Genomic DNA, 13227 nt, shown 5'->3' with positions numbered 1-13227 from the left:
CGTTTGCGCGCGATGTGCCCCTTGTTTTTGCTGTCGCTTCGCCACAGTTTGGCGCAACTACGATGACACAAGGCCGGGAATCGATGATTTCCAGCCCTTTGCGAGTGACTTCAGTATGGCCGACCGCAGGAAACGCCGCCGCCGTTCTGGCAACGGGTTCATCGACATTCTCAACGGCCTGCTGACCTTGCTGGTCATCGGTCTTGTCGTGGTGGCCGGCGGTTTCTTCTATGTGGCCTCGCAGTACTACGGCGATGGGCCGACCACCGAGGATAAGGTGTTCCGCGTCGAGCAGGGCAATTCCCTTCGCTCTGCTGCCGAGCGGCTCGAAGAGCAGGGGTTCATCAAGAGCGCCCTCATTTTCAGCCAGTTCGGTGGCCGCGTTGAAGACAACACCGTGGTCAAGGCCGGCGATTTCACCATCCCGGCGGGCGCCAGCATGGCGGACATCCTTCGGGAACTGACGACGGGCACGCCCATCCGCTATGCCGTCACCATCCCAGAAGGCTGGACGGTGGCGCAGGCGGTGCAGCGGATCGAGGCGGATGAAAGGCTGACCGGCACCATCGAGGAGCAGCCGCAGGAGGGCTCCATCCTCCCCGGCAGCTACGATTATGTCCCGGGCGACACCCGTCAGTCGGTGCTCGACAAGATGCAGCAGGCCATGACGGAGGCGCTGGCAGAAGTGTGGGAGGGACGCGAGGAGGGCTTGCCACTGGAATCGCCAGCGCAACTCCTCATCCTTGCCTCGATCGTCGAAAAGGAAACCGGCGTTCCTGAAGAACGTCCGCAAGTCGCCGCTGTCTTTGTCAATCGCCTGCGCGAGGGCATGCGGCTGCAGTCCGACCCGACGATCATCTACGGCATCACCGAGGGCAAGAGCACGCTCGACCGCGGCCTGCGCCGCTCCGAGATCGAGGCCAAGACGCCGTACAACACCTATCAGATCGACGGGCTGCCCCCGACCCCCATCGCCAATCCGGGGATCGAGGCGCTGCAGGCCGTGGCGCATCCCGACAGCCACGACTACCTCTACTTCGTGGCCAAGGGCGCCACGCCGAAGGAAGGCCACGTGTTCGCGACCAATTATGCGGACCACCAGAAGAACGTCGCCGAATATCGGCGTATCGCCGCTGAGGCCGCGGCGGAGGCCGGTGCGGAAGCCGAGGCCGCCCGGCAAGCGCTTGAGGCGCAGGAGGCGGGGCAGGAGCCCGCGAGCGTCAACTAGCCGGTGAGAGTTGGATCGCTATCACCTTGACCTCGGCGTGGTGATGCGATCAATACCGCCACGGCTCTTCACACGGGACAGGTTTGCACGATGGACTTTCAACGCCGCGGCGTGATGCTGGTGATCGCCTCCCCGTCAGGCGCTGGCAAGTCCTCCATCTCCCGATCGCTGTTCGGCGCAGACCCCAACATCAAGCTCTCGGTGTCGGTAACCACGCGCGCGCGGCGCACCGACGAGGTGCACGGCAAGCACTACTACTTCATCGACGTGCCGGCTTTTGAAAAGATGCGCCACGACGGCGAATTGCTCGAGTCTGCCGAGGTGCATGGCAATTTCTACGGCACCCCCCGGGCGCATGTGGAAGAGCAACTCGCAGCCGGCAACGACATCCTCTTCGACATCGACTATCAGGGCACTCTGCAGCTCTACGAGAAGGCCCGTGCTGATATGGTGACGGTGTTCATCCTGCCGCCCTCCATCAAGGAGTTGCGCGCCCGACTGGAGCGACGGGCCCAGGACAGCGTTGGGACCATCGACAAGCGGCTGCGCAACGCCCGCATCGAGATGGATCACTATGGCGAGTACGACTACGTCATCGTCAATCGCGACCTCGAGGAGTCGGTTGCCCGCGTCCGGGCCATACTCGCGGCCGCCCGTCTCAAGCGCGAACGCCAGCTCAATTTGCCGAGCTTTGTCAGAGACTTGCAGAGCCAGATCGATTCACTTTGAGATGGTGTTGAACCACCACGCGAAAGAACCGGCATGACGGACGAGAGCGCGGTCTCCGCGCCGATCCGGCGCGGAACGCCGCAATTCCTCCGGGCCAATATCGCGTTCTTCCTCGCCGCCTTTTCGGTCTTTGCCTCGCTTTATTCCGTGCAGCCCCTGCTGCCGATGTTTGCGCAATATTGGGTGCGCGACGCCGGCACAGCCTCGCTGGCCCTGTCCGTCACCACCGCGACAATGGCCCTGGCCCTCATTCCCGCCAGTCTCCTGGCAGACCGGCTCGGGCGCTGGCATCTCATCGTCGGCGCTCTGCTGGTGACGGCAGCGCTGGGCTCGCTGCTGCCGGTCGTGCAAGTTTGGTGGCAGTTGCTGGTGGTGCGGACGTTGATGGGGTTCGCCCTCGCGGGCATCCCCGCCGTCACCATGGTCTATCTCTCCGAGGAAATGGACGCTGAAGCCCTCGGTTTTTCCATGGGCCTCTATATCGGGGGCACGGCCATCGGCGGTATGGCGGGGCGGGTCATCTCCGGTATTCTTTCGGATCTGTTGGGATGGCGATTGGGCACCGGCATTCTGGCCGCCATGATCGTATTGGCCGCGCTGGCCGTGGCGGTCCTCCTTCCCAAGCCGCGCATCCCCACCCGCGACACCATCCGGCTGCGCGAACTCTGGCAGCGTTGCCGCGCCAGTTTCTCCGACGCGGCGCTGCCGTGGCTCTTTGCCAGTGCATTCCTGCTAATGGGGGGCTTCGTAACCCTCTACAACTATGCGGGCTTCCGTCTCGCCCTGCCACCGTTCGCCCTCAGCCATTCGGCCATCGCGGCGATCTTCCTCGTCTATATCCTGGGCAGCGTCAGTTCGACCTGGGCCGGTGGCCTCTCGCAGCGCCTTGGCCGCCGCAAGGTCTTCTGGGCGTTGGTGGCCGTCCAGGGGCTCGGTGTGGCGATCACCGCCATCCCGTCGACGATCGTCATCATTATCGGTCTTGCCATCGCGACCATGGGCTTCTTTGCCGCGCACGGCATCGCCAGTGCCTGGGTCACTCGTCGTGCGCGGATCGGCAAGGCGCAGGCTTCGGCGCTTTACCTCGTCGCCTACTACCTCGGCGCCTCCATCCTGGGAACGCTTGGTGGGTACGCCTGGACGGCGTGGGGCTGGCCCGGCGTGCTGCTGGTCAGCGGCGGGGCCGCGCTGCTCGCTTTGCTGGTGGCGGTCCGGCTCGCCTTCATCCCGCCACTGGACGCGATCTAGCTCGGTCCGCTCGTTGCCCGCAGAGCGGGCAGGGCACGGGCCATGGCGAGGAAGGCCTCGATCGGCAGGTCCTCCGCTCGCTCGTCGCCCTTGAGACCGGCCGCAGCAAGCAGCCCCTCCACGGGGACGCCAAGAGATTTCAGCGACTGGCGCACCATCTTGCGGCGCTGTCCGAACGCCGCTTTCGTCACCTGCTCGACGAGCCGGACCGGCAGGCCGGCCTCCACGGGTTTGGGGACGATGTTGACGACGGCCGAAGTCACGTTGGGGGGCGGCACGAATGCCTGTCGGCCGACATTGAAGGCGATCCGCGCGTCGCTGCGCCATCCGGCCAGCACACCGAGACGTCCGTAAGCGTCGTCTCCCGGGCGGGCGACGATCCGCTCGGCGACCTCCCTTTGAAACATCAGCGTGAAGCTCTCGAACGCCGGCGGCCAGGGCTCGAGCGTCAGCCACCCAGTCAGCAACTGCGTCCCGATATTATAGGGCAAATTGGCCACGATGCGGGTGGGGCCGTCGACCAGAGAAGGATAATCCACGTCCATGGCATCGCCGCTGACCACAGTGAGCCGCCCCGGATAGGCCGCGGAAATCTCGGCCAGTGCGGGCAGGGCGCGAGCGTCACGCTCGATGGCGATCACCTCCCGCGCACCCTCCGCGAGGAGCGCGCGCGTCAGCCCGCCGGGGCCAGGCCCGACCTCGATGACGCGCACGCCCTCGAGCGATCCGCCCACGCGCGCTATTCGCGCCGTCAGGTTGAGGTCGAACAGGAAGTTCTGCCCCAACTCCTTCTTGGCCCGGAGGCCATGGGTGGCGATGACCTCGCGCAGTGGCGGCAGGTTGTCGATCTGGCTCATGCGAAGCTTTCGGTCATGCGGTCTGCCATGCGGATCGCCGCGGCGAAACTGGCCGAGGAGGCTTTGCCCGTTCCAGCAAGATCAAAGGCCGTGCCGTGGTCGGGGGACGTGCGCACGATGGGTAGGCCCAGAGTGATATTGACGCCCTCGTCGAACGCCACCGTCTTGATGGGGATCAGGGCCTGGTCGTGATACATGGCGAGCACAGCGTCATAGCGCGACCAGTGCGCGGGGAAAAACACCGTGTCCGCGGGGTGGGGCCCGGACGCATCGATGCCTTCCGCCTGGGCATCGGCAATGGCCGGCGCAATGATCTCCAGATCTTCCCGTCCGATCGAGCCGCCCTCACCAGCATGGGGGTTGAGACCGGTAACCGCCACGCGCGGGTGTTCGATACCGAAGCGCTGCCGCAGGTCATGGGCCATCACCCGAAGCGTGACGAGGATCAGCTTGCGGTTGATCAACCCCGGTACGGCCGAAAGGGGCACGTGGATGGTCAGCGGCACCGTCCGGAGCGCGTCGTGCGCCAGCATCATCACCGGCAGGGGAACCTTGCCGTCCCGGGCGCACAATTCCGCCAAGAATTCGGTGTGTCCGGGGTGGGAGAAGCCGGCGTGATAGAGCGCGCCCTTGTGGATCGGCGCCGTCACTACTGCGCGACAGTGTCCTGAAAGAGTGGCGTCGACCGCCTGCGTAATTGAGTTGATGACACTGCGCGCCGAAAGGGGGCTGATCTCGCCGGGATGGTCGGGGACCAGTCCTGTGACGTCGATCACGGGCATCGCTTCACGGAATATCGAGATAGCCGTCGCTGCGCTTGCCGCTGCAATCGGCGTGGCGAGCCCGAGCCTTGCTGCCCGCTTCTCGAGAAACGCGAGGTTCCCGAAAACGACAAAGGGCGGCAGCCCAAGCTCCGCCCGCCGGGCGTAGAGGTCAAGAATGATGTCGGGTCCGACGCCGGCCGGTTCGCCCATGGTAATGGCCAATGGCGCGCTCATCGGTCCCCCGGAAAAAGCTTGGGCGGCCGCAGCCGCCCAGAAATTTAGTTGTAGATGACCTTGGCCTCGGCCCGAAGCTTCTTGAGGTACTCGTCCGCCTGCTGCTTCATCGCGTCGCCACCGGCTTCCGCTTCGAGGTCGTTCTTGAGGAACGTCAGGTCCTGCGCCTGTTCCTTCTGGCACACGGCCAGCATCGAGACGCCATTGTCCACCACGCGCGGCTTGGTAATGCCACCGATATTCAGTCCCGCCAGTTCCTTGGCAATGGCCTCTGGCATCTGCGTGGCGTGCCGGCGGCCCACATCAACCACCGCAACATCCTGGTAGGCGAGGGAGAGATCGACGGCGCTGTCACAGCCGGCAAAGCTCGAGCGATAGCGGTTGGCTTGGCCGGAGCGGCCGCCCGAACCAATGAAGATCACTTCCTTGAGGATGTAGTCGAACTTCTGGAAGTCGGCGATCTGGCTGGCCGCCTTCTGGTCGAGCTCCAGATCCGAAATCTGAACCTGCGGCACCACGGCCTGCTGCGTCACACCGTTCCAGGCGATGGCCGCGCGCAGGCGATCCTGCAGCGTTTCGCTGCTCACGCCGCCTTGGCGCAACATGTCCGTGAGCCGGTCCTGGCTGACCTTTAGGTTGCGCGCGATCTGCAGATAGGCCTGGTCCACTTCCGCATTGCTGACATCGATGCCCAGCCGCTTGGCTTCCTGCATCTGCACAGCCTCGGTGACCAACTGTTCCAGTGCGCCCTTGCGGCCGCCATTGTTGCCCTCCATGCGGAACAGGCGCAGCCGCTGGTCGACCTGCACGTCCGTGATCGGCTGCCCGTTGACCGTCACGATCGTGGCAGCGAAAGCCGGAACGATCGAGGTGATGGCGAGGGCAAGGCTGAGGAGTAGGGCGCGGCCGACGCGCCGAAGTGGTGCAGGGGTCATTCTGGTGTCCGCGAAGGTTCCCAAGAGACGCCTTCAATGAGGCGTCGTCGATGCGATGTCAAATGATGGATGAATACGGCCAAAATCCGGACATATCCAGCCGCCAGAGCCTCAGATGGCCCCGTCTTCCTTGTAGAGAAGAACCGTCGTTCCGATGACGATGGCCACGATGGCCGGTCCCAGTGCCGCAAAGACCGGATGGATCACCCCGGTCGATCCTGCCCGATCCGCCATCTCGGTGATCATGAAGACGAGAAAGCCCAGGATCATGCCGTAGAGGACGGCGGCGCCCAGTTGCGAACTGCGCCGGTAGCCGGACGTAAAGGCAAAGGCGATGAACAGCGAACCGGTGAGCACCAGGGGTAGCGCCAGAAGCTTGGCCAGCCGCATCAGCGCCGCTGAGCGCACCAGCGGATCGGCAACCCCCCGGGACAGCATCTGCCCGAGCTCGAAGAACGTCATGTCATCCGGCGAAGCCAGTTTGAGGCTGATTTCGGAGGCCGTGGAGGTCGTGGGCAGCCTGTAGTCGGTCAACCTCTGCGGCGGCCGGTTCGGCGAGAGGGCGGTGGCAGTCGGAAACACCCAGGCGCCATCTTCGAGCCGCGCCTCGGGAGCCACCAGCCGCGGCACCTCGCGATTGCGGTAGTCGAATACGGTAACGTCATCGAGCTTCTCACCGCCCAGCGACATGCCCCGCGCCATCAGCACATACTGGGCCTGGTCGCCGGCCTGCTCGAGCCAGATTTCCCCCGGTGGCGTCAGCAGCGTGGCCTGGCCCGGCGGTACCGGCGCCAACTGGCGGTTGATTTGCGTGCTGATCGTTTCCGCCCCGAGGGCAATGACGAAGCTGCTGGCGATGACGGCGATCGTGGGGGCGCGAATGGCGCGCCAGATGGAAATGCCGCTGGCCTTGATGATGGTGAGTTCGTGCCTCGCCTTGAGATCGGCAAAGCCCAGGATCGCCCCCATCAGCACGGTCACCGGGAGCGTCTTGATGGTCCATCGGACGGCGCTCATGGCGACCATCACCAGCGCCATGAACAGGCCCTGTTCCTCGGCCACATGGTTGAACCGCCAAGTGTCGAGCGATTCAACCAGCGCAATCAACCCATAGACGATGAACACCGTGGCGCCGATGCGCGAGGCGAGGCGCCCAAGCACGACGCGGTCGATGCGGTTCATGCCGGCACCCCCTTGAGCGGCCGGCGGGGCCAGCTCCGCCCCGCGAGCACGCCAACCCCGATGGCCATCAGCAGGAAGGCGCCCGTGCCCGAGCCGAAGGGGCTGTAGGCGCTAACGCCGCGCTCGGCGAACGCCACCAGCATGACGATGGCCTCGAGCGGCAAGCGGATGCGCGCGCGCCGGCCGCTTGGGAATGCCCCTATGGCGAGCGCCAGTGCAACGATGCCGAGGACACGCAGCCCCTCCGCCGTCCGGTCCAGCAGGCGATTGACCGTAGCGCTATTCCAGATGCCGGTGCGCCAGGCATCGCTGATCAGCGCGATGCTGTCGCGCCCTGCGAGCCCATCGTCCGCGATAGCGGGCTGCGAAATGTTCTCCACGTTGAGATCGTAGCTGGTGAAGCGGATCTCGGAAAAGCGGCCATTGCCCTCCGTGTACTGAAGCACGCCGTTACGGAGCTGCAGGATATAGCCCTGCCCATCGCTCGACACCTTGGCCGTCTCGGCAATGTAGGTGCGCCGCGTTTGCGGATCGCGCCGGTCGTCGGCGAAGAAATCCCGAATCTCACCGCCGCCGGCACGTCCCCCGATCAACAGGACAACGCCGGGCGTGACCTGCGTGAAGCGGTTCGGCTTCAAGGCCGAGCTGACCAGATCGGCGGCGATCGCGGCCGTGAGAATGTTGAGCTGGCGGTTGGCGCGCGGCTCGATGACGTGGGCAAACAGCAGCACCACACAAACGGCAATGGCGCAGACCACGCCCGCTGCCTTCCAGAGCGCGCTCAACCCGCCGCTGATATGGACGATGTGGAGTTCGTGGCTGTTCTGCAGGGCGGCGAGCGCCCGCACCACACCGATGCCGACGCAGATATAGAAGAACGACAGGCCCAGCGGTGGAAGGGCGTAGAGGGCCTGGATGCCCAGGGTCAAGATGCTTTGGCCCTTGACCGAAACGATCTCGAACGAGCGCAGGCAGTTGACCAGCCAGAGCAGCACGCACACCACGCCGAACAGGATCAGCGCATCGATGGCGAACTGGCGCGCCAGATAGATCGTCAGCTTCTTCATGCCGTCAGAGACTGCTCCGCAAAGTTGCGCGCACCATGGGGCCATTCGCCGTGTGCTGCAATCTTGGCCGCACCTCGCCACGCCAATTAGTTGTGGTCCATGGCAGCCGCCCGCTGGCGCGTGGAAGGGGGTGAGACTAATGTGCCGCCATGGCTGAAGTGCTGTTCTATCATCTCGAAACGCGCCCGCTTGAGGCTGTTGTTCCGCAGCTCCTTGAAAAAACGCTCGAGCGCGGCTGGCGCGCCGTCATCGAGACCGGCTCGCGCGAACGAGCCGAGGCGCTCGACGGACATCTGTGGACCTACCGGGACGACAGCTTCCTGCCCCATGGACTGGCCGGCGATGACACCGACGGGCTGCAGCCCATCCTCATCACCACAGGGTCCGACAATGGCAACGGCGCGCAGGTGAGATTCTTCGTGGATGGCGCAGTGCCCGCCGATAGCGAGGGCTATCAGCGCATCGTGTTCCTGTTCTCAGGTCATGACCCCGAGGCGCTGCAAAAGGCCAGGGAGGCATGGAAGACGCTGCGAGCCGACAATGACGTCACCTACTGGCAGCAATCGCCGGACGGCCGCTGGTCCAAGCGCGGATGACGCCCGACCTTTCCAGTCCAAGCCGCCACGTCTGGTACGAAGACCTGTTCGCTATCCTTATCGGGACCAGCATTGTCGGCCTCGGGATCGCGCTTTACGCCAAGGCGATGCTGATCACCGGCAGCACCGCCGGACTGGCCCTGCTGCTGCAATACGGCACGGGAATTCCCTTTGGCTGGCTGTTCTTTGGCATCAACCTGCCGTTCTACGCGCTCGCCATCCTGCGCATGGGCTGGCGATTTGCCCTCAAGACTGCGGCCAGCGTCGCGCTGGTTTCGTGGCTGTCGGGGCAGGTGCCGCACTGGCTCGTTATCGAACACGTCCACCCGCTCTACGCGGCTCTGCTCGGCGGCACGCTGATGGGGCTGGGCATCCTCACCCTCTTCCGCCACAAGTCGAGCATCGGCGGCGTCAACATCCTTGCCCTCTTCCTGCAGGACAATTTCGGCATCAGGGCAGGGTACTTCCAACTCACGGTGGATGCCGCCATCCTGGTCGCTGCGCTCTTCATGCTGCCGCTCGACAAGGTGCTCTATTCGATCCTTGGCGCACTGGTGCTCAACATGATCATCGCCCTTAATCACCGGCCCGGGCGCTATGTCGGCTTCAGCTAGCGGCCTTGGGAGGACGACAGCTCATCGGCGTATAGAGCGATGAAGTCATCCATCAGTTCGTAGCAGAAGATGATTTCCAATTGGTCCGGATCATAGAACGCATTGGCCTCGTCGCAGCGCTGCGCGTTGAACCGTACGGGTTTGCGGACCGCGTAGCGGGTTCGCAGTTCCTCGGCGACCTCCTCGAACACGCCGCTGGCGCGAAAGGCCTCGGCGGCACTCTTCAGCTCCCGCCCGGGAGGCTGGTAGCTGATGGTGACGTTGGTCTTGCCGGCGCCCTTGGCGAGCGGCTTCAGCGTGTGGCGGAAACTCCGGTCGAGCAGCGTATAGTCCCAGGCGCAACTATCCTGCCGGTCGTGGGAGATGGCATATTGGTTGGCAATCGGCCGGAAGGCACGTTCGTCGCTGCCCACCATCAGGCAGACGATCTGGAAGGCCCGCTGCCGGTCGAGCGTATGCGCGGCCGCCAGATCCTCGTCATCGGGGGTGCTGTTGTAGGCGACGCCGGACAGGATCCAGCCATGCGCAGCGTCGGTGAGCGTCGTTTCCGAGCCTCCTGTCTTGCGCGACAGCAGCGTCCAGGTGGCCATGTTATCGGCCGCATCCTCCTCGCGCCCGAGCACGGGGACGTCCAGCTGGTGGACCAGTAGATGCATCAACTCGTGGTAAAGGACAAAGAGGCTGTTATTGGCGGCGAACCGCACAATTTCCGCGCGCTGCGTTGCGCTGAAGCCAGACAGGTCGCGCGCCTGCGCAGCCGGAGTGGACGCCAGAGCGAAAAGAGCCAGGCAGGCAAGCAGGCGTCGCATGTCGATCGTGCCCCAGTTTGCCCCGAGAGAAGACGAGCGCCTGCCCGCTGTCAATGCCTGCCGGAAGGGGTCCAGCCGGGGTCGGCCATCTCGAAGCCGGAGAAGCTGAAGCCGGGCGCGACCGTGCATCCCACCAGGGCCCAGTCTCCCAGAGGGCGCGCCGATTGCCAGGCTTTTGCCGGGACCACGATCTGCGGCCTTTGGCCCAGGTCGAGCCCGGAGCCGAGCACGCGCGCATCCACCGTCAGCCCGTCGGAGATGCACAGCTCCAAGGGCGAGCCTGCATACCAGTGCCAGACTTCCACGGCATCGATCCGATGCCAGGCGGACCGGTCATTCGCTTCGAGCAGGTAATAGATCGCGGTCGAGCGCGCGCGGCCCTTGACCTCTTCTTCATCCCGGAAAGTCTCGGCGAACCATCCCCCTTCGGGGTGGCGCTCGAGGCCCAGCGTGAAAATGACATCCCTGGCGCTCAGAGTGTTCATGCACGCTCCGCGTCTTCAAGCTCGGCGCTGAGCGCGAGCCATTGCTCTTCGGTCTGTTCGAGATCGGCGCTGAACCGCGCCTTGTCCTTGCCCAACGCAATAAGGCGATCGGGAGCGCCGTTATAGACTTTCGGATCGGCCAGCTGGACCTCGATCTTCTCGATTTCCACCTGCAAACGCCCCATCTTAGTTTCCGCATCCTTAATGGAAGCCTTGAGCGGCGCCAACTCCGCGCGCCGCGCCGCCGCCTCCTGCTTGGAGAGCTTGCGATCGTTCTTTCCGGCGCCCGACGTCTTCGGTTCCTTGCTGGAGGTGATGCTGCGCTGGTAGCTGTCGAGATCCTCGTCCAGCTCGCGGATGGTTCCGCCCTCGGCGATCCAGAGGGTGTCACAGGTGGCTTCGATCAGGTGGCGGTCGTGGCTGATGATCAGCACGGCGCCCTCATACTCGTTCAGCGCATGCACCAGGGCATCGCGGCTGTCGATGTCGAGATGGTTCGTTGGCTCGTCGAGGATCATGAGCCCCGGGCCGCCAAAGGTGATCAACCCCATCAAAAGACGCGCCCGTTCGCCACCGGAGAGGTTCTTGGCCTTGGTGTCCATGCGGCTGGTGGTCAGTCCCATCTGGTTGAGGCGGGACCGACGCTTGGCCTCGTTTTCCGTGGGCATCAACTCGGTCACGTGCTCGAGCGGCGTCTGCTCGGGCTTGAGCTTGTCCATCTGGTGCTGGGCGAAGTGGGCGATCTCGAGCTTCTTGCCGATCCGCATGGAGCCGGAGAGGGCAGGGATGTCCCCGGCGAGCAGCTTGGCAAAGGTCGACTTGCCATTGCCGTTGACGCCGACCAGGGCAATGCGGGCGTCCGGGTCCATCCGGGCGGTGATGTTGCGCAGGATGACCTTGTCGCCATAGCCCGTCGAGACGCCGTCCAGCGTGATCATCGGCGTGGGCAGTTCCACCTTCGGTTGCTGGAAGCGGAACGGCGCAGCGAATTCGTCGAACATCGCTTCGGGCGGCCGCAGCTTTTCGATCATCTTCACGCGGGCCTGCGCCTGTTTGGCCTTGGTGGCCTTGGCCTTGAAGCGGTCGACGAATTTCTGCAGATGCGCAATCTGGTCGAGCGTCTTCTCGCGGCTCTTGTTGTTGAGCTCCATCTGCATGCGGCGGGTATTTTCGAAGGTGTCGTAATTGCCCTTGTAGAAGGTCAGTTTACGGTGCTCGAGGTGCACGATGGCGTTCACCGCTTTGTTGAGCAGGTCACGGTCGTGGCTGATCATGAAGACGGTGTAGGGGTAGGTGGCCAGGTACTTCTCCAGCCACAGCGTGCCTTCGAGGTCGAGGTAGTTCGTCGGTTCGTCGAGCAGCAGCAGGTCGGGCTGGCTGAACAGCACGGCCGCCAGGGCCACGCGCATGCGCCAGCCGCCCGAAAGTTCGCGGGTCGGTCCGTTCTGCCGGTCCTGCTCGAACCCGAGGCCCTTGAGGATGGATGAGGCCCGCGCCTCTGCGGTGTGCGCGTCGATATCGGCAAGGCGCGTATAGATGTCCCCGATCCGGTGCGGGTCGGTCGCGGTCTCCGCTTCCGCCATCAAGGCGGTGCGTTCCTTGTCGGCGGAAAGCACGACCTCGAGCACCGTTTCGTCGCCCGCCGGCGCCTCCTGCGCCACGCCGCTGATGCGGGCGCGCTTGTTGACATCAATGGTGCCGCCATCGGCGCCGAGGTGACCCTGGATCAGGTGAAACAGCGTGGTCTTGCCCGTCCCGTTCTTGCCCACGAAGCCCACCTTGGCGCCGTCCGGGATGACAACGGAGGCGTCCTCGAACAGTTCGCGGCCTTCGATGCGGTAGGTGAGGTTGGATACGGTCAGCATGGCTTTCAAGACTATTGGGAGGAGCAGCAGCCCACCGGAGAACGGATCGGCTCGGGCGTTGGTGCTGCGACAATTTGTTTGCTGCTGGATAGAGTTAAGATTGGGTTGTGACAACCGCCATATCCGCGCACTTGCCATGCTCTTGCCGGAAATCGGGGCTCCAATCGCCTCTGAACGCGATTCGTGGTGCCACGGTCGGGGACCGAAATGACCTCCAGCAAGACCATCATCAGCCTTCTGGCTGCCCTGACCGTTTCTGCACCGGCTTTGTCCCAGGACGCTGGCGTGACCCTGGATGACCTGGACGCCGAGTGGTCCAGCGACACCCAGATCAGGATCGAATTCGACTACCAGGGCGGCGCCTGCGAAGAGACGGGCGAGGCCGAGGCGGGCGATGTCGTGGACGGTGTGCTGTCGGTCAGCGTGCCCACCCTGGCCACGTCCGATGTCTGCACCATGCAGGTGGTTGAAAACGAAGTGGAGGTCGCCGTCGCGGCCGATCGCTCCGTGACCGCCGTGGAGGTCTTGCTGCTCAAGCCCGACGGTTCGGTTGCGGGCACCGGCAAGGCCTCTGTTGAGCAGGACTGACGCGCGGCGGGGCCTCTGGCCCGGCC

Annotated in this window: 14 protein-coding genes; 6 read left to right on the top strand and 8 right to left on the bottom strand. The window is 64.4% G+C overall.

The genetic code is table 11. The features are described from left to right. The first annotated feature begins 115 nt into the window (after window positions 1-115). The 3 genes from mltG (at window position 116) to IC608_RS06260 (ending at window position 3205) form a co-directional block, all read left to right on the top strand. The gene (gene mltG / locus IC608_RS06270) at window positions 116-1228 is read left to right on the top strand and encodes an endolytic transglycosylase MltG (RefSeq protein ID WP_191773575.1); all 1113 of its coding nucleotides are present in this window, start codon (window positions 116-118) and stop codon (window positions 1226-1228) included. Between the two features lie 90 nt (window positions 1229-1318). Further along, a complete protein-coding gene (gene gmk / locus IC608_RS06265) occupies window positions 1319-1957 on the top strand; it encodes a guanylate kinase (protein WP_191773573.1) in 639 nt (212 codons plus the stop codon). A 33-nt stretch (window positions 1958-1990) separates the two neighbouring features. Next, entirely contained in the window at window positions 1991-3205 is a 1215-nt protein-coding gene (locus tag IC608_RS06260) for an MFS transporter (RefSeq protein ID WP_191773571.1), read from the top strand. Here the strand turns inward: IC608_RS06260 and rsmA are convergent. The 5 genes from rsmA to IC608_RS06235 all read right to left on the bottom strand — a co-directional run bounded on the left by rsmA (window position 3202) and on the right by IC608_RS06235 (window position 8244). Continuing rightward, window positions 3202-4062, bottom strand: a complete 861-nt coding sequence (gene rsmA / locus IC608_RS06255; RefSeq protein ID WP_191773569.1) for a 16S rRNA (adenine(1518)-N(6)/adenine(1519)-N(6))-dimethyltransferase RsmA — start codon at window positions 4060-4062, stop codon at window positions 3202-3204. The two genes, IC608_RS06260 and rsmA, sit on opposite strands and share 4 nt — an antisense overlap. Further along, window positions 4059-5060: a 4-hydroxythreonine-4-phosphate dehydrogenase PdxA gene (pdxA, locus tag IC608_RS06250; RefSeq protein ID WP_191773568.1), complete on the bottom strand. Its 1002-nt coding sequence runs from the start codon at window positions 5058-5060 to the stop codon at window positions 4059-4061. The genes rsmA and pdxA overlap by 4 nt, the downstream gene beginning before the upstream one ends. 44 nt (window positions 5061-5104) lie before the next feature. After that, window positions 5105-5995, bottom strand: coding sequence for a peptidylprolyl isomerase (locus IC608_RS06245; RefSeq protein ID WP_191773566.1), 891 nt, complete (start codon window positions 5993-5995; stop codon window positions 5105-5107). Window positions 5996-6106: 111 nt separating this feature from the next. Next, window positions 6107-7177, bottom strand: coding sequence for an LptF/LptG family permease (locus IC608_RS06240; RefSeq protein ID WP_191773564.1), 1071 nt, complete (start codon window positions 7175-7177; stop codon window positions 6107-6109). After that, window positions 7174-8244 carry an LptF/LptG family permease gene (locus IC608_RS06235; protein ID WP_191773562.1) on the bottom strand — a complete coding sequence of 357 codons (1071 nt, stop codon included), beginning with the start codon at window positions 8242-8244 and terminating at the stop codon, window positions 7174-7176. The genes IC608_RS06240 and IC608_RS06235 overlap by 4 nt, the downstream gene beginning before the upstream one ends. A gap of 149 nt (window positions 8245-8393) precedes the next feature. On the opposite strand from IC608_RS06235, the gene IC608_RS06230 reads away from it, so the two are divergent. Beyond that, window positions 8394-8840 (top strand): DNA polymerase III subunit chi, encoded by a 447-nt coding sequence (locus IC608_RS06230; protein WP_191773560.1) that lies wholly within the window; start codon window positions 8394-8396, stop codon window positions 8838-8840. After that, window positions 8837-9454, top strand: coding sequence for a DUF6198 family protein (locus tag IC608_RS06225; protein WP_191773558.1), 618 nt, complete (start codon window positions 8837-8839; stop codon window positions 9452-9454). The genes IC608_RS06230 and IC608_RS06225 overlap by 4 nt, the downstream gene beginning before the upstream one ends. Here IC608_RS06225 and IC608_RS06220 read toward each other — a convergent pair. From IC608_RS06220 to IC608_RS06210, 3 genes are read right to left on the bottom strand one after another with little or no spacing between them, the layout of a single operon-like run. Continuing rightward, complete coding sequence (locus tag IC608_RS06220; protein ID WP_191773556.1) at window positions 9451-10263, bottom strand: DUF4344 domain-containing metallopeptidase; 813 nt, start codon at window positions 10261-10263, stop codon at window positions 9451-9453. The genes IC608_RS06225 and IC608_RS06220 overlap by 4 nt on opposite strands. 50 nt (window positions 10264-10313) lie before the next feature. Next, window positions 10314-10748 (bottom strand): cupin domain-containing protein, encoded by a 435-nt coding sequence (locus IC608_RS06215; RefSeq protein WP_191773554.1) that lies wholly within the window; start codon window positions 10746-10748, stop codon window positions 10314-10316. Beyond that, complete coding sequence (locus IC608_RS06210) at window positions 10745-12613, bottom strand: ABC-F family ATP-binding cassette domain-containing protein (RefSeq protein WP_191773552.1); 1869 nt, start codon at window positions 12611-12613, stop codon at window positions 10745-10747. The genes IC608_RS06215 and IC608_RS06210 overlap by 4 nt, the downstream gene beginning before the upstream one ends. Before the next feature lie 207 nt (window positions 12614-12820). Between IC608_RS06210 and IC608_RS06205 the strand changes: the two genes are divergently transcribed. Beyond that, window positions 12821-13201, top strand: a complete 381-nt coding sequence (locus IC608_RS06205) for a hypothetical protein (protein ID WP_191773550.1) — start codon at window positions 12821-12823, stop codon at window positions 13199-13201. The last annotated feature ends 26 nt before the right edge of the window (window positions 13202-13227 follow it).

It is taken from the genome of Devosia oryzisoli, assembly GCF_014837245.1.
Taxonomy (GTDB): Bacteria; Pseudomonadota; Alphaproteobacteria; order Rhizobiales; family Devosiaceae; genus Devosia; species Devosia oryzisoli.
Note: the sequence above shows the minus strand (reverse complement) of the source record. Positions and strands in the feature narration are given on the sequence as shown.